14 protein-coding genes are annotated in these 16,137 nt (G+C 58.2%); 10 read left to right on the top strand and 4 right to left on the bottom strand.

From position 1 onward, the window contains the following. Positions 1 to 99: 99 nt before the first annotated feature. The 5 genes from atuD to ABNF92_RS16505 all read left to right on the top strand — a co-directional run bounded on the left by atuD (position 100) and on the right by ABNF92_RS16505 (position 7,091). Positions 100 to 1,260: a citronellyl-CoA dehydrogenase gene (gene atuD / locus ABNF92_RS16525; protein ID WP_209400803.1), complete on the top strand. Its 1,161-nt coding sequence runs from the start codon at positions 100 to 102 to the stop codon at positions 1,258 to 1,260. A 160-nt stretch (positions 1,261 to 1,420) separates the two neighbouring features. After that, positions 1,421 to 2,242, top strand: a complete 822-nt coding sequence (locus ABNF92_RS16520) for an enoyl-CoA hydratase-related protein (protein ID WP_222465009.1) — start codon at positions 1,421 to 1,423, stop codon at positions 2,240 to 2,242. 152 nt (positions 2,243 to 2,394) lie between these two features. After that, the gene (locus ABNF92_RS16515) at positions 2,395 to 4,377 is read left to right on the top strand and encodes an acetyl/propionyl/methylcrotonyl-CoA carboxylase subunit alpha (RefSeq protein ID WP_349342754.1); all 1,983 of its coding nucleotides are present in this window, start codon (positions 2,395 to 2,397) and stop codon (positions 4,375 to 4,377) included. Further along, positions 4,374 to 5,201, top strand: coding sequence for an NAD(P)-dependent oxidoreductase (locus tag ABNF92_RS16510; RefSeq protein WP_349342753.1), 828 nt, complete (start codon positions 4,374 to 4,376; stop codon positions 5,199 to 5,201). The genes ABNF92_RS16515 and ABNF92_RS16510 overlap by 4 nt, the downstream gene beginning before the upstream one ends. A 63-nt stretch (positions 5,202 to 5,264) precedes the next feature. Further along, a complete protein-coding gene (locus tag ABNF92_RS16505) occupies positions 5,265 to 7,091 on the top strand; it encodes a long-chain-acyl-CoA synthetase (RefSeq protein WP_349342752.1) in 1,827 nt (608 codons plus the stop codon). A gap of 347 nt (positions 7,092 to 7,438) precedes the next feature. Here the strand turns inward: ABNF92_RS16505 and ABNF92_RS16500 are convergent, their stop codons facing one another. Next, positions 7,439 to 8,419, bottom strand: a complete 981-nt coding sequence (locus tag ABNF92_RS16500; RefSeq protein WP_136631589.1) for an NADPH:quinone oxidoreductase family protein — start codon at positions 8,417 to 8,419, stop codon at positions 7,439 to 7,441. Between the two features lie 144 nt (positions 8,420 to 8,563). After that, positions 8,564 to 9,130 (bottom strand): BLUF domain-containing protein, encoded by a 567-nt coding sequence (locus tag ABNF92_RS16495; protein WP_349342751.1) that lies wholly within the window; start codon positions 9,128 to 9,130, stop codon positions 8,564 to 8,566. 192 nt (positions 9,131 to 9,322) lie between these two features. Here ABNF92_RS16495 and ABNF92_RS16490 point away from each other — a divergent pair, with 192 nt between their 5' ends. The 5 genes from ABNF92_RS16490 to ABNF92_RS16470 all read left to right on the top strand — a co-directional run bounded on the left by ABNF92_RS16490 (position 9,323) and on the right by ABNF92_RS16470 (position 14,027). Next, a complete protein-coding gene (locus ABNF92_RS16490; protein ID WP_069182986.1) occupies positions 9,323 to 9,940 on the top strand; it encodes a trimeric intracellular cation channel family protein in 618 nt (205 codons plus the stop codon). A 151-nt stretch (positions 9,941 to 10,091) separates the two neighbouring features. Then, entirely contained in the window at positions 10,092 to 11,390 is a 1,299-nt protein-coding gene (locus ABNF92_RS16485) for an NCS2 family permease (RefSeq protein WP_069182985.1), read from the top strand. Between the two features lie 30 nt (positions 11,391 to 11,420). Further along, positions 11,421 to 11,963 carry an adenine phosphoribosyltransferase gene (locus tag ABNF92_RS16480; RefSeq protein WP_069182984.1) on the top strand — a complete coding sequence of 181 codons (543 nt, stop codon included), beginning with the start codon at positions 11,421 to 11,423 and terminating at the stop codon, positions 11,961 to 11,963. 23 nt (positions 11,964 to 11,986) lie between these two features. After that, entirely contained in the window at positions 11,987 to 12,649 is a 663-nt protein-coding gene (locus ABNF92_RS16475; RefSeq protein ID WP_349342750.1) for a fumarylacetoacetate hydrolase family protein, read from the top strand. A 49-nt stretch (positions 12,650 to 12,698) separates the two neighbouring features. Next, positions 12,699 to 14,027, top strand: coding sequence for an AarF/ABC1/UbiB kinase family protein (locus tag ABNF92_RS16470; protein ID WP_349342749.1), 1,329 nt, complete (start codon positions 12,699 to 12,701; stop codon positions 14,025 to 14,027). Positions 14,028 to 14,045: 18 nt separating this feature from the next. On the opposite strand, the gene ABNF92_RS16465 is transcribed toward ABNF92_RS16470, so the two are convergent. Together ABNF92_RS16465 and ABNF92_RS16460 are read right to left on the bottom strand one after the other, a co-directional pair. Beyond that, positions 14,046 to 14,723 (bottom strand): Sir2 family NAD-dependent protein deacetylase, encoded by a 678-nt coding sequence (locus ABNF92_RS16465; RefSeq protein WP_136631593.1) that lies wholly within the window; start codon positions 14,721 to 14,723, stop codon positions 14,046 to 14,048. Next, positions 14,723 to 16,126: an FAD-binding oxidoreductase gene (locus ABNF92_RS16460; RefSeq protein ID WP_069182981.1), complete on the bottom strand. Its 1,404-nt coding sequence runs from the start codon at positions 16,124 to 16,126 to the stop codon at positions 14,723 to 14,725. Before ABNF92_RS16460 ends, ABNF92_RS16465 begins: the two co-directional genes overlap by 1 nt. Positions 16,127 to 16,137 lie beyond the last annotated feature (11 nt).

The following is a 16,137-nucleotide window of genomic DNA, read 5'->3' as shown; positions in this document are numbered from 1 at the left end:
CGTAGCGGTTTTCTGAAACCGATCCCACGCAGCCGCCACCCAAGCTAGAGAACGTGAACCCGAAACAGAAGGCACGAACTACCTCAGGAGAACAAGAACGTGAAATTCACAGCCGAACACGAAGCCCTCAGAAAAACCGTCCGCGATTTCGTGGAGAAGGAAATCAATCCTCACTGCGACGAATGGGAAGCGGCCGGGGAATTCCCGATTCATGAGCTTTTCAAAAAGCTCGGCAACCTCGGGATCCTGGGCATTCAAAAGCCGGAAGAATATGGCGGCATGGGTTTGGATTACAGCTACAACCTGGTGGCTGCGGAAGAGCTTGGCATGGCCCATTGTGGCGGCGTGCCGCTGGCCATTGGGGTTCAGACTGACATGTGTACCCCGGCGATATCCCGGTTTGGTTCCGATGAGCTGAAGCGCAGCTTCCTGGCGCCGGCCATTGCCGGTGACATGGTCGGGTGCATCGGTGTCAGTGAAGTGGGCGCAGGTTCGGATGTAGCGGGGATGAAAACCACCGCAAAAAAAGACGGTGACGACTACATCATCAACGGCTCCAAGATGTGGATTACCAACAGCCCCAAATCCGACTTCATCTGTTTGCTCGCTAACACCTCGGACGACAAGCCCCACAAGAACAAGTCCCTGATTGTGGTGCCCACGAAGACACCGGGCATCTCCTTCAGCCCGCACCTGAATAAGCTGGGTATGCGCTCTTCAGAAACCGCACAGATTTTCTTTGACGACGTGCGCGTGCCCCAGCGCTACCGCATTGGCGCCGAGGGCACCGGTTTCATGATGCAGATGCTGCAGTTCCAGGAAGAGCGCCTTTGGGGTGCCGCCAACGTCATCAAGGCGCTGGAAAATTGCATCAACAAGACCATCGAGTACTGCCGCGAACGCAAGACATTCGGCCAGCCGTTGATCGATAACCAGGTTATCCACTTCCGCCTTGCGGAGCTGCAAACCGAAGTCGAGGCCCTGCGTGCCCTCACCTATCAGGCCTGTGAACTGCACGTTGAAGGCAAGGATGTGACCCGCCTGGCGTCCATGGCCAAGCTCAAGGCCGGACGTCTGGGACGTGAGGTTACGGACAGCTGCCTGCAGTACTGGGGTGGCAACGGTTACATGTGGGATAACCCGATTTCTCGCGCACACCGGGATGTAAGACTGGTGTCCATCGGCGGTGGTGCCGATGAAATCATGCTCGGGATTATCTGCAAGATGATGGGGACGCTTCCGGGCAAAAAGCGCGACTAAGTGCCTTAGGCTTCGGTGGCAGGGCTATCGGGCCGGATCAGGCGTCCCGGACACGCCGTGAATACGTCCATGTAGGCTTGATCGCAGCATCCATGCTGCTCACAGTCCCGGACGCCTGACCCGACCCGATAGCCCCCAGACAAATTTCGTGGAGTCAGTTATGGATCAGCTACCACATTGCGAAACACTTCTACTGGAAAAACAGGGCCCCACCCTGTTCATCACCATTAACCGCCCGGACGTCCGCAACGCCATGAGTCTGGAAATGGTGGCGGAGCTCTCGGCCGTATTTACGCAAATCGAGAGCGACCTGCACATCCGCGCCGTCGTCATCCGGGGCGCCGGTGGTCATTTCTGCGCCGGCGGTGACATCAAAGACATGGCCGGTGCCCGGGGCCAGAAGGCAGCCGAGGGCGAGGCCGATCCCTTCTACCGCCTGAACCGAGCCTTCGGCCAGATGATCCAGCAGGTGAACGAATCCTCGAAAGTGGTCATCGCGGTCACCGAGGGTGCCGTCATGGGCGGTGGATTCGGCCTGGCCTGCGTCTCCGACGTTGCCATTGCCGGGCCGACTGCGAAATTCGGCATGCCGGAAACCTCCCTCGGCGTCATTCCCGCCCAGATTGCGCCGTTCGTGGTTGAACGCATCGGCCTCACACAGGCCCGGCGACTCGCCCTGCTCGGTTTGAGAATTGATGCAAACGAGGCATGCCGTCTCGGCATCGCACACCAGGCGGCATCTTCCGATGATGAACTTGAAGATATGCTGGGCAGCGCTCTGGATCGAGTTCGCCAATGTGCCCCGGTTGCCACCGCAGAAACCAAGGCGTTGCTGCACCGGGTTGGTCATGAGCCGATGAGCGGCCTGCTTGACAGCGCGGCTGAAAAGTTTGCTGAAGCCATCCGGGGCAGCGAAGGAACAGAGGGCACCATGGCTTTCATGCAAAAGCGGAAGCCAGCGTGGGCAGGCGAATCGGACTGATGCGGAGCGAGGCTGAGTGCCGTCTGGCTTCCAGAAAAACGCTACGAGCACATCCATGTGCGCTTGGCGTCGGCCATCCATGGCCGCCGACATTTTCTGGAAGCCAGACGGCACTCAGCCTCGCGGCCTACTCCAAAGGAGAGACTAAGAACATGTTAAAGAAACTATTAGTAGCCAACCGAGGCGAAATCGCAGTCCGGGTCATCCGAACCGCGAAATCACTGGGTTACCGCACCGTGGCCGTCTACTCCGAGGCTGACGCCAAAGCCATGCACGTGGAACTGGCTGACGAAGCCGTTTGCATTGGCCCGGCCCAGGTGTCCGCCTCCTACCTGAACAGCGATTCCATCCTCGAGGCCGCCCGCAAAACCGGCGCCGACTGCATCCACCCCGGCTACGGCTTCCTCTCCGAGAATGCCACCTTCGCCAACGCCTGCAAAGACGCCGGCCTGGTGTTCGTTGGCCCGCCCGCATCGGCCATCGAACTGATGGGTAGCAAGCGGCGCTCCAAAATTGCCATGCAGGAGGCCGGTGTACCCGTGGTGCCCGGTTATGAGGGCCCTGTCAAAGGTAACAGTGCCAGCGACGACGAACTGATCGCCGCCGCCAAAGACATCGGCTTCCCGCTGATGATCAAAGCCTCCGCCGGCGGTGGAGGCCGCGGCATGCGCCTGGTTGAGAGCGAATCCGAACTGGCCGACAACATCAAAAGGGCCCGGTCTGAATCCAAGCAGGCCTTCGGCGACGACGAATTGATCCTCGAAAAAGCCGTGATTGAGCCCCGGCACGTGGAAATCCAGGTGTTCGCCGACCGACACGGCAACGCCGTCTACCTGGGCGAACGAGACTGCTCGGTCCAGCGCCGGCACCAGAAAGTGGTCGAAGAAGCGCCCTCTCCCTTTGTAACACCCGAACTGCGCCAGGCCATGGGCGAGGCCGCGGTGAAAGCGGCGCTGGCCTGTAACTACGAAGGCGCCGGCACCGTCGAGTTCCTGGTCGATAAACACCGGAACTTCTACTTCCTGGAAATGAACACCCGCCTGCAGGTAGAGCACCCGGTCACCGAGCTGATTACCGGCCAGGACCTGGTGGCCTGGCAGCTCACCGTTGCTGAAGGCCGTGAGCTGCCACTCACGCAGGACGAAATACAGCTCAATGGCCACGCCATTGAAGTGCGGCTCTATGCGGAGGATCCTGCTCACGGATTCACCCCCCAGACCGGACCGCTGCATGCCTTTGAACCAGCAGAGGGAGAAGGCCTTCGATACGATACGGGCGTTCGCTCCGGAGACAGCATCACACCCCACTACGACCCCATGCTGGCCAAAGTCATTGCCTGGGGCCAGAACCGGGACGAAGCCCGTCGCCGCCTGATCCGGGCCCTGGAGGACACCACCGTATTCGGCGTGACCACCAACCGACATTTCCTGAGCCGGATTATCGCCGACGACACCTTCGGGGCTGGTGAGGCTACCACCGCCTTCCTGCAGCAGGCGTTCAGCGAAGATCCATCCCTGCAGCCCCAGACTCTGGATATACGCCAACTGGCGCTGGCCGCCTGCGTGCTTGACCATGGCATTGCCGGCCAGAGCGCCTGGAGCAATGCACCGGCCACCATGACACCAATCAAGCTCGAAAGTGGCGACGCCACCGTGGAGTTGCTGGTGACTCGAAGCGGTAACCGGTTGACGTTCGACATGGGCGAAACCCGGCACACTCTGGTGCTTGAAAGCCAGCGAGATGGCCTGTTGTGCATTATCGACAATGGTGTTCGTCAGACTTGCCAATATCACCGCCAGGCCGATTCCTTATATTTGCAGGCGTTCGGGCAATCCTGGTCGGTTCGGGATGTTACCCATCAGCCTGCGCAGGGCGCAGGTGGCGCTGGCAGTGGAAGAATCCAGGCAACCATGGACGGCGCCATTATTGATGTGTTGGTAGAGGCTGGTCAGAGCGTTCGCCAGGGCGATACGCTGGTGATACTGGAGGCCATGAAAATGGAGCATCCGGTAAAAGCCGATCGAGACGGCATTGTGGGCGAGGTTCATGCCGGCAAGGGCGACCAGATCAAACGCAGTCAGTTGTTGGTTGAAATCAGCGCCAGCGAGACAGCCGAACAGGAGAGTAACGCATGAGTACATTGCGTAACCGCACCGTTTTTATCACGGGCGCCAGCCGGGGCATCGGCAGAGCTATTGCCCTCGCCTGTGCCCGCCAGGGCGCCAACGTGGTGATCGCCGCCAAATCGGACACTCCACACCCGAAGCTGCCTGGCACCATTCACACCGTGGCCGAGGAAGTGCGCGAAGCCGGCGGCCAGGCACTGCCACTGGTTTTGGATGTGCGGGACGAAAAACAGATTCGCCAGCGCATCGACGAAGCGGGCGAACATTTTGATGGCATCGACGCCCTGGTGAACAACGCCGGTGCGATTCGACTTACCGGCGTTGAGAAACTCAAGGTCAGCCGGTACGACCTGATGCATCAGGTCAATGCCCGGGCGGTCATGGCCTGCAGCCAGGCGGCCCTGCCCTGGCTCAAAGAGTCGGACCAGGCCCACATACTGAGCCTTTCGCCGCCCTTGAACCTGAATACCCGGTGGTTCGCCCAGTATGGGCCCTACACCACGACGAAGTACGCCATGACCATGCTGAGCCTGGGCATGGCCGAGGAATTCAAGCGATATGGCATAGCGGTAAATACCCTGTGGCCGAAAACCCTGATCGCCACGGCGGCCATCGAGTTCGAAGTGGGCGGTCCGCAACTGATGGCCCAGGGCAGAAAGCCGGACATTATGGCCGATGCCGCCGTCAGCATCCTGGGCCGGTCGCCTGACACCATGACCGGCCAGAACCTGATCGATGAAGACCTGCTGAGGCAGGACGGTATGACCGACTTCGAGCACTACCGGTACGAGCCAGGCGACAAGCCGCTGATGCCGGATCTGTTTCTGGACTGAGGCCGCGACATGCGTTGTTACAGGCTCTCAGCTCGCACAATAAAAGGGACCAACGGAAAAACCATGAGCCAAGACAACGTATCCGCACTGGACATTGCTCGCAGCCTGCCCGGCGTGCTTCGGCGCCTGCCGTCAATCACGCGGGGGCTTTATTACTATTCCCTCAAGAACGAGAAGCGAGAGCTCACTCTGGGCACGCTGATCGAAAACAACGCCCGATCCTTCGGCAATCGACCGGCCATCCTGTTCGAAGATCGAACGATCACCTGGGGCGAGCTGAATTCGTGGGCCAATCGAATCGCACGCTATCTGCAAGAACAGGGACTCACCAAAGGCGATGCCATTGCGGTATTCCTTGAAAACCGGCCGGAGCTGCTGGCCGTCGTGGCCGGCGCCGCCAAACTCGGTGTCGCCTGCGCCATGCTCAATACCTCTCAGAAAGGCAAGGTGCTGGAACACAGCATTAACCTGATTGAGCCGAAAATGACAATTGTGGGCGAAGAGCTGGTGGAGGCCTTTGACGGTATCAAGGCAGAACTCAAGACCGACCACCCGCAGCCCTTCCAGTTTCTGGCAGACACCAATACCCTGAACGCCTTTGGCGATGCCCCGTCCGGTTACGCCAACATGGCCGAGCAGGTCAGCACCTTCAACAGCGATAGTCCGGTGGTGAACACTCCCCCGAAAATGGGGGACAACGCCATTTACCTGTTTACTTCCGGCACCACCGGACTGCCCAAGGCGGCCCCGGGCTCGCACAGGAAGTTTATCAAGGCCTACGGCGGATTCGGCCTGATGTCGCTGGCCATGGAGCCAGAGGACGTTCTCTACTGCACCCTGCCCCTTTACCATGGCACCGCCCTGCTGGTGTGCTGGGGCTCAGTGCTGGCCGGCGGCTCGGCCATTGCCCTGCGCCGCAAATTCTCCGCCAGCGCCTTCTGGGACGATGTGCGCCGTTACCATGCCACCACCTTCGGTTATGTCGGCGAACTCTGTCGCTATCTGCTGAACCAGCCGCCTGGCGAGCAGGACCGCAACCACAGCCTCACCAAAATGATCGGCAACGGCCTGCGCCCATCCATCTGGAAAGAGTTCAAGGAACGCTTCGGCATAGAAACCGTGGCGGAACTCTATGCCTCAAGCGAAGGCAACATCGGCTTCAGCAACTTCTTCAACATGGACAACACTGTCGGTTTCTCCACGGCGCCTTACAAGCTGGTGAAGTTCCACGAAGGCACGCGGGACCCGGTGCGTAACGAAAAAGGCTTGATGCAGGAAGTGGCAAAAGGTGAGCCCGGCCTGTTGATCGGGGAGATCACCAAGAAATGGTCATTCGAGGGCTACACCCAGAAGGAGGCCACGGAAAAATCCATCCTCCGCAACGCATTCAAAAAGGGCGATGCCTGGTTTAACACCGGTGATGTGCTGAAGGAAATCGGCTGCGGCCATCTGCAGTTCGTTGACCGCATGGGTGATACCTTCCGTTGGAAAGGCGAAAATGTCTCCACCACGGAAGTCGAGAACATCATAGACGGCTCTGGCATGGCAGAGGAAGCCATTGTCTACGGCGTCGAGATCCCCGGAACCAACGGCAAGGCCGGGATGGTGACGCTCGTGCCCCAGAGCAACGGCCGGGCCTTCGATATAAATCGCTTGTTCCGCTATCTGCAGGACAATTTGCCAGCCTATGCGGTACCGGTGTTCGTGCGCGTCACCCACGCCATAGAGAAAACCGGCACCTTCAAGTACCGCAAAGTGGACATCCAGAAGCTTGGTTATTCACTTCGGGAAAGCGAGGAGGTTTATGCCTGGTTGCCGGGGACTGACGGGTATTCCCTGCTGACTTCGGAGCTGGTTTCGGAGATTAACTCGGGCTCGGTTCGGTTTTGATGATTGGCCGTTTGTCTGGGCCCTAGCCTTTTGGGTTAGCGGAGTAGTGAGGGTGGGTGCCTCCTCCCAAAAACCGCTACAAGCACGTCCGTGTGCGCTTGTTTCGGGCCGTCCTTGGCCCTCTACATTTTTGGGAGGAGGCACCCACCCTCACCAACGGGCTATAGCGATATAGTCTCTGCAACCTGAGATATAACTGATGTCAGAAGTTGCCGGTTGGAGGCACTTCCCAAAAATGTCGGCGGCCAAGGATGGCCGACGCCAAGCGCACATGGATGTGCTCGTAGCGGTTTTTGGGAAGTGCCTCCAATCGGCAACCTCCTCAGACTCGCAGGCTACGATATAACTCAGGAGCCGACCTTGAGCACAACCTTGCCGGTGGCCTTACGACCAGTCAGAGCCCCCAGAGCCTCGGCGTAGTTCTCAAAGTCGTAGACGGCGCTGATCTTCGGATCGATTTTGCCTTCGGCATAGAGCTTCATCAGCTCCATCATGTTCTGCGCGCTCGCCTCCGGCTCGCGCTGGGTGAAGCTGCCCCAGAACACGCCAACCACGGAGCAGCCTTTCAGGAGCGTCAGATTGGCGGGGATTTTCGGTATATCACCGGCAGCAAAGCCGATGATCAGGTGGCGGCCGTTCCACCCCATGGCGCGAAGGGCCTGTTCGGTAAAGTCACCGCCGACCGGGTCGTAGATCACGTCCACGCCCTTGCTGTGGGTGAGCTTCTTTACCGCATCTTTGAGAGGCTCTTCCGTGTAGTTGATCAGCTCATCGGCGCCGGCCTCTTTGGCCACAGCCAGCTTCTCGGCAGAACTGGCCGCTGCGATGACCTTGGCGCCCATCGCCTTGCCGAGTTCGACCGTGGCGAGGCCAACGCCACCACTGGCGCCAAGAACGAGTAGCGTTTCGCCAGGCTGGAGGTTGCCTCGCTGTTTCAGGGCGTAATAGGAAGTGCCGTAGACCATGGTGAAGGCGGCGGCCTTCTCGTCTGACATGCCATCGGGAACGGGCAGCAGGTTCTGCTCCGGCACGATGACTTCTTCTGCAAAAGCGCCATAACCGGTCAGGCCTGCGACACGGTCCCCTACTTTGAAGCGCGTGACTTTGTCACCAACTTCGATAACCTCACCGGCCATTTCACCACCGGGCGAAAACGGAAGACTTGGCTTCAACTGGTATTTGTTTTCAATAATGAGGGTGTCGGGGAAATTCAGGCCGGCGGCTTTTACCCGGACTTTTACGCCTCGGCCTTTCACCTCAGGACTGGGAACATCTTCGATGACCAGCGTCTCAGCGGGTCCATATTCCTTGCAGAGGATGGCTTTCATGAACTCTCCATTTTTGTTTGATCGGGCTCCAGGCAGTGCACGCCTGTGATTGTTATCCGTCAAGCTAAACAGAGTCTTATCATGAAGCAAATAAAGTTCTTTTATCCAACCGCATAAGCAAGGCTTATTTTTACAGCATTTCCATCACAGCATGGTGCCACCAATCACCAGAGCCCCTACCAGCACCAGACCAGCCACGATCAGGCCCATCTTCATTCCGGACGACAACACCTGGGGGGCATCGCCGACGGATTGATTTCCGTCCCGGTTGACCAGATTCTGATCCTGGCTGGAGTTGCGTATGAGCTCGATCATTTTCTCGCACTGATCCGATGTGAAAGAGGAAGGCTCGAAGGATTCCAGACCCTGCTCATCGAGGAAGTTCCGGACATCCCGGGACAGAGGCACATACTTCATAGACCAGTTGCTAAAGGTCCGGCTTGTGAGCGGTTCTTCGATGAGGGTCACGACATTCCGATGGCGCTCATCCTTCAGAATGCGATCGAAGGTCCTGCGCACCGCATCTTCATCACCTTCAAGATATTGGAAAAAGCGGTCGTTGCCGTAATAAAGACCACCCACCAGCTGGTCTCTGGCGTTGTTTTTTCGGGAGGTCATCAGGATTCGCGCAACGTGAGGCTCTACACCTTTTTCCACCGGCTTGGCTTCGAACGTGGCTTCACTGGCATAGGCCAGACGCATCAAGGACATAGCAACTCCGTACAACAGGATAGACGTAAGATGAATCCAAGATACGTCTGAACGTGTCGTTATGGATCACAGTTCCGGGTGGCCACAAACCTGCCAGGCCCGATCCGTAGATGAAAGGAGACGCTTTTTCCGATATCCTCGGCGCTCAAAACCAGGCCATCAGGCCATTCTCCGCCTCTCCCGGGTTTCGCCATGCTCGACATCATCTACGTACTTGAAATGATAGGAATCGTCGCGTTCGCGATTTCGGGCATGATCGTGGCACGCTCCAAGAATATGGATCCTGTGGGCGTGTTTACCATCGGATTCATCACGGCCCTGGGCGGCGGTACCCTCCGGGACCTGATCATGGACAACCACCCGCTCTACTGGATCAAGCATGAAGAACAACCCATGCTGATTCTGGCGATGGCAATTGTCTTCAGTTACTGGAAACGGGCGGAACGGCTTCGGGAGTCCAGAATCGTCTTTCCGGACGCCATCGGACTCGGAGTTTTTTCAATTCTGGGCGCCCAACTGGCCCTCGACCTGGGGCACTCGTGGTTTGTAGCGTCTCTTCTCGGCGTAATGACCGGTACCTTTGGCGGCGCACTGCGAGACACTCTGTGCAACGAAGTACCCTACATTTTCCGCAAAGACCAGATCTACGCATCCATTTCGTTTGCCGGTTGCTGGCTATATTTCGTCTGCCAGTGGTTCCTGGACAACGAGGCCCTGCCTCTGACAATCGGACTGCTTTTCATCGTGATCGTGCGCATGCTGGCCGTGCGGTTTGATATCCGACTCCAGCGGGATCCACACAACAGCTAGCCCCACCGGCTGCTTGACGAACTGTCAATCATCCCTTGGCCTGAGGCGCACGAGTCGGTAATATTGCCGTTTTTTCACGCAATCCACGAATTCCGCTCAGACCAGATTCCCAAATACTAACTTTCAGCATCCTGTGAGGCAGACACCCGTCATGCTTGAACGACTGTTCCAACTCCAGGCCCACGGCACCACCGTTCGTAAAGAAGTGGTTGCGGGCATTACCACCTTCCTGACCATGGCGTACATCATTGTGGTCAATCCGAGCATCCTGTCGTCTACCGGCATGGATTTCGGGGCTGTCTTCGTCGCTACCTGCCTTGCAGCCGTTATCGGCACGCTGATCATGGGGTTGTGGGCCAACTACCCCATCGCCCTGGCGCCGGGTATGGGACTGAACGCTTTCTTCTCCTTTACGGTCGTTGGCAGCATGGGCTACAGCTGGCAGGTGGCGCTGGGGGCGGTGTTCATATCCGGCTTCCTGTTCTTCCTGCTGAGCATTTTCAAGGTCCGCGAATGGATCATTAACAGCATCCCGATGTCCTTGCGGTTCGGCATTTCTGCCGGCATTGGTTTCTTTCTGGCCCTGATTGCGCTCAAGAACGCCGGCATTGTGGTGGATCATCCTGCAACTCTGGTTGGCCTTGGTGAAGTGAAGGTTGCCGAAAGCCTGCTGTTCTTTGGCGGCTTCGTGCTCATCTGCGCCCTGTCGTTCCGTCAGGTAACCGGCGCTGTCATGATTGGTATCATCGCGGTTACCGGCGTTGCCATGGCGCTGGGGATGGTGGAATACAAAGGCTTTGTTTCCGCGCCGCCCAGCCTGGCTCCCACTTTCATGCAGCTGGATCTGGCGGGCGCCCTGAACGTGGGCATGATCAGCGTTATTTTTGCGTTCCTGTTCGTTGACCTGTTCGACACCTCCGGCACGCTCATAGGCGCTGCCCAGCGTGGCGGACTGCTGGACAAGGACGGCAAGCTGCCGCGCCTGGGCCGGGCCCTGATGTCCGATTCGGTCGCCACCATGTCCGGTGCTGCCCTCGGCACCTCGACCACCACCAGCTACATCGAATCAACGGCGGGTATTTCCGCTGGCGGGCGTACCGGCCTGACCGCTGTGGTTGTTGCCGCACTGTTCCTGGCGTGTTTGCTGCTGTCACCCATTGCCAGCATCATTCCCGCCTACGCAACCGCTCCGGCGCTACTCTACGTTGCGGTTCTGATGGCCAGCGGCCTCAAACTGGTTGACTGGGATGACGTTACCGACGCGGCTCCGGCTGTGGTCACAGCCCTGATGATGCCGCTGACGTTCTCCATCGCAAACGGCATTGCCCTCGGGTTCATTACCTACGCCATCTTGAAGGCTCTGAGCGGCCGCTGGGCGGATTTGAACGCCAGCGTTGTTATTATTGCTGTCGTCTTTGTTCTGAAATTCATTTTCCTGGATGCGGCCTGATCCGCATCCAGAGCATTAACCGGAACGTTTATGGATTATTTTTCTGAGAGCATCAAGAAGGCGATTCGTACGGTGCCGGACTGGCCAAAGCCCGGCGTAGCCTTTCGTGATATCACCACGGTACTGCAGGACAAGACCGCATTCCGGAAGCTGATTGATGCCTTCGTACACCGCTATCACGGCCACAAGATTGATGCGGTGGCAGCGGTGGACGCGCGCGGTTTCATCATCGGCTCAGCACTGGCCTACGAGCTCAACGCGTCCCTGGTACTGGTGCGAAAGAAGGGCAAACTGCCATTCGATACCCTGGTGGAAGACTACGAGCTCGAGTACGGCACCGCCTCCGTCGAGCTGCACAAAGATGCCTTCAAGCCGGGCGATAATGTGGTACTGGTGGACGACCTGATTGCCACCGGTGGCACCATGCTGGCCGCGGCCCGGCTGATCCGCCGGATCGGCGCCGAAATTGTGGAAGTGGCCGCCATGATTGATCTCCCGGATCTCGGCGGCTCCCGCAAGCTTCAGGAAGAGGGTCTTCAGGTTTATACTGTCTGCTCGTTTGAAGGGGATTAACCGAACGTGGACAGGGGGCAGCCATGCCGGATTACCAACATCACTGGAAAGACGGCACTTCGATTCACCTGCCGTTAGGCAAGATCGTCTGTGTTGGCCGCAACTACGCGGAGCATGCAAAGGAACTGAACAATCCGGTGCCCGACGAGCCCCTGCTGTTCATCAAACCCTCCACCTCGGCCGTCCATATCACCCGCCCCCTGAGAATTCCGGCAGACCAGGGGGAGGTCCACTATGAAACCGAACTGGCCGTTCTCATTGGCCGCCCTCTGACCAACGCATCCGCCAGCCAGGCAGAAGCCGCAATACTCGGGTATGGCCTGGCGCTGGACCTGACCCTCCGTGATCTGCAAACCCGACTCAAAGAGAAAGGGCAGCCATGGGAGCGGGCCAAGGGATTCGATGGAGCTTGTCCGCTGTCACCGTTCATTTCGGCTGACAAGCTCGCCGTGGACAACATTCACTTCACCCTGGATATCGACGGGCACCGCCAGCAAACCGGTGACACTCGGGATATGCTGAATCCCATTGTGCCGTTAATTGCCCACATCAGCGGCCAGTTCACCCTGCTCCCCGGCGATGTGGTGCTTACGGGTACACCAAGGGGCGTTGGCCCGTTGGTCTCCGGCCAGACCCTGTCACTTGAACTGGAAGACCTGCTGTTCGTGGAGACTAAAGTGGTTTAACGTGCAGGACCGGCTAAACCCAAATCCGGTCAAAGGCGTAATTGTATTTATGGCAAAAAAACCGGTTACCTCCCGACGTGGTCGCTTCTTCAAGCTCGCTGGCATGACTGCTTCCGTGGCAGGCCAGTATGCGGGCCAGCGCGCTCGCAGGCTTTTTCGATCGGAGAACGACGAAGGCGCCCAGAGTGAAAGCTATACCCGCATGGCCGGTCAGATAGCCGACACCCTCGGGGAGCTCAAGGGTGCCGTGATGAAAGTCGGTCAGATTGCCTCCCAGACGCAGGATTTTCTGCCCCGGGAATTCTCGGAAGCCCTGGAAAAGCTGCAGAAAGAAGCGCCACCAATGCCGTTCGAGGTGATCGTGGAGCAGATCGAATCCGAGCTCGGGAAGCCGGTCTCCGAATTGTTCGAGTACCTCCAGGAAAAGCCTTACGCGGCCGCATCCATCGGTCAGGTGCACCGTGCCCGCCTGCACGATGGCACCGATGTGATCGTCAAGGTCCAGTATCCCGGCGTAGACGAATCCTGCGACTCGGACCTGAAACAGCTGAGAATGACGCTCAAACTCGGCGGCCTGCTGAAAATGCCAAAGGAATCCGTGGACAAGCTGTTCGCAGAAATCCGGGAACGCCTGAAAGAAGAGCTGGATTACGAAAACGAGGCCCGGAACATCGAGCTGTTCCGCAAGTTCCACGAGCAACAGCCCTGGGTTCTGATCCCGGCGGTCGTTCCCGGCCACTCCACCCGGCGAGTGCTGACTATGGAACTGGTGGAGGGCGATCACGTCAGCAAGGTCACCCGGGAGCAATACGATCAGGACACCATCAACCTGATCGGCCATCGCATCTTCACCCTCATGGCGGACCAGCTATTCCGGTTCCAGTGCATCCACGGCGATCCTCACGCCGGCAACTTCGCCTACCGACCGGACGGCTCCATCATCATGTACGACTTCGGCTGCGTGAAAAAACTCAAGCCGGAGATCGTCGAAGCCTACCGCAACGCCCTGGTAGCAGCGCTTGATGAAGACTATGAGGCTCTGGACCGCTACCTGATCGACCTCGGCGCGCGGGTGGGAAGCCAGCCAGCCGTGGATGAAGCCTACTACGCCATGTGGCGGGACATACTCGTGGTGCCTTTCGAGCAGCGCGACCAGCCCTACGATTTCGCGGAAGCCGACATTCACAAACGCGTCGCTGAAAAAACCAGCACAGTGTTTAAATACCTGGACTATTTCAAACCACCCGTAGAGAGCATTTTCATTGACCGAATGATTGCCGGTCATTACTGGATGCTGAAAAGGCTGGGGGTTCAGGCGGCATTTCGGTCAGAGCTCGAGAAATACCTTAAAGCCTCAGAGACCTCTGCCCGAGGATGAGGCGCGAGAAACGGAGGGTCACTTCAGGCTATCAACCCACTCGGCCACACCCTCGGCAGCCCCCTTGCGAATGACCCGGGCACGGGACACTGAAGCGGGCTCTCCCGGGTCGACGACCGTGATGGGCACGTCCATGTCCACCTCATACACCAGCCCCGCGGCCGGATAGACCTGGAGCGACGTCCCTACGATCAACAGATGATCGGCGGTGCGCACAATGTCGGCGGCCTTTTCCAACATGGGAACTTCCTCACCGAACCAGACGATGTGGGGGCGAAGCTGGGCGCCGCGGTCACAGGTGTCGCCCGGATTGATATCACGATAACCAATGTCGTAAACCAGCTCCGGATACCTTGAACTACGGGCCTTGGTGAGCTCGCCGTGAAGATGAATGACGTTGCTGGCGCCACCCCGTTCGTGGAGATCGTCCACGTTCTGGGTGATCACCGTTACCCGGTACCGCTTTTCCAGCTCTGCCAGCAGGCGATGGGCCTGGTTGGGCTGGGCGGATTCCAGCTGGCGCCGGCGGTCGTTGTAGAACCTCAGCACCAGCTCCTGATTCCGGGCAAACGCCTCGGGCGTGGCCACATCGTACACACTGTGCTGCTCCCACAGCCCGCCGTTGTCACGGAATGTGGAGAGGCCGCTCTCGGCGCTGATACCTGCGCCTGTCAGTACAACGATGTGGTCCTGCATCAGTCGAAAATCTTGCCGGGGTTCATGATGCCGTTGGGATCGAATACCTTTTTAATACCTCTCAGGTAAGCAATCTCCGCCTCACTGCGTGTGTATTGAAGATAGGGCTTCTTGGTCATACCCACACCGTGCTCGGCTGACACACTGCCCTGGTAGCGCTCGACAATCTCGAACACCCATTTGTTAACCTGCTGGCACTTTTCGAAAAAGTCCTCGTTGGCCATATCTTCCGGCTTGAGGATATTGAGGTGCAGGTTGCCATCGCCGATGTGCCCGAACCAGATAATCTCGAAATCCGGATAGTGCTCGGTAACCACGGCGTCGATTTCCTGCAGGAAACCCGGCACCTTGGAGACCACCACGGAGATGTCATTCTTGTAGGGCGTGCGGGGCGCGATGGATTCGGAGATGCGCTCGCGCAACTGCCACAGATTCTGGGCCTGAGTTTCGCTCTGGCTGATCACACCATCGAGCACCCAGCCGTTCTCCACACATTGCTCAAACAGGGTCATGGCGTCGTCCATCACCTGGTCGGAGACAGACTCGAATTCCAGCAAAGCGTAGTAAGGCGCCTCGGTTTCGAACGGCGCCTGCACCTGGCCATGGGCCAGCACGTGCCCCATGGCCTGATGAGAGAAAAACTCATAGGCGGTGAGGTCGATCTTTTTCTGGAAAGTCTGCAGCACGTCCATGGTGTTGGTCAGGTCGTTCAACCCCAACACCAGTACGGTCAGGTTATCCGGCTTGCGGGACAGCTTCATGGTCGCTTCCGTGATAAAGCCCAGTGTCCCCTCAGCACCAATAAACAGATGACGCAAATCGTAGCCGGTATTGTTCTTTTCCAGGTCCTTGTTCAGATCCAGGATATCGCCCTTGCCAGTGACTACCTTGAGCCCGGCCACCCAGTCCCGGCTCATGCCATAACGGATCACTTTGATACCGCCGGCGTTGGTGGAGAGGTTGCCCCCCAGTTGGCTGGAACCCGCGGAGGCAAAATCTACCGGGTAATACAGATCATTTTCTTCAGCAAAATTCTGGAGCTGCTCGGTCACAACGCCCGCCTGACAGCGAACCACTCGATCACTGGCGTTGAAATCCAGGATCTGGTTCATGTTGTCGAACGCCACAACCACTTCACCATTGGCGGCCACGGCACCGGCACTCAGACCTGTCCGGCCGCCGGAAGGCACCAGCGCCACCTGATTCTCATTGGCGAACTTCACCAGCGCCTGCACCTGCTCAGTGGTTTTGGGCAAGGCAATCGCCAAAGGTTTGGGTGGGTAGATCTTGGTCCAGTCCTTGCCATAGGTATCCAGATCTGCCGGGTCGGTCAGCACCTTGCCGGGTGCATCGCCAGTAGCCATCAGGTCTTTGAGGGAAGCAATGATCTGTTCAGAATTCATGGGCTATTCGG

The sequence above is a fragment of the Marinobacter sp. MMG032 genome, from assembly GCF_040112695.1.
GTDB classification, from domain to species: domain Bacteria; phylum Pseudomonadota; class Gammaproteobacteria; order Pseudomonadales; family Oleiphilaceae; genus Marinobacter; species Marinobacter salsuginis.
This window is presented reverse-complemented; position numbering and strand designations above follow the sequence as displayed.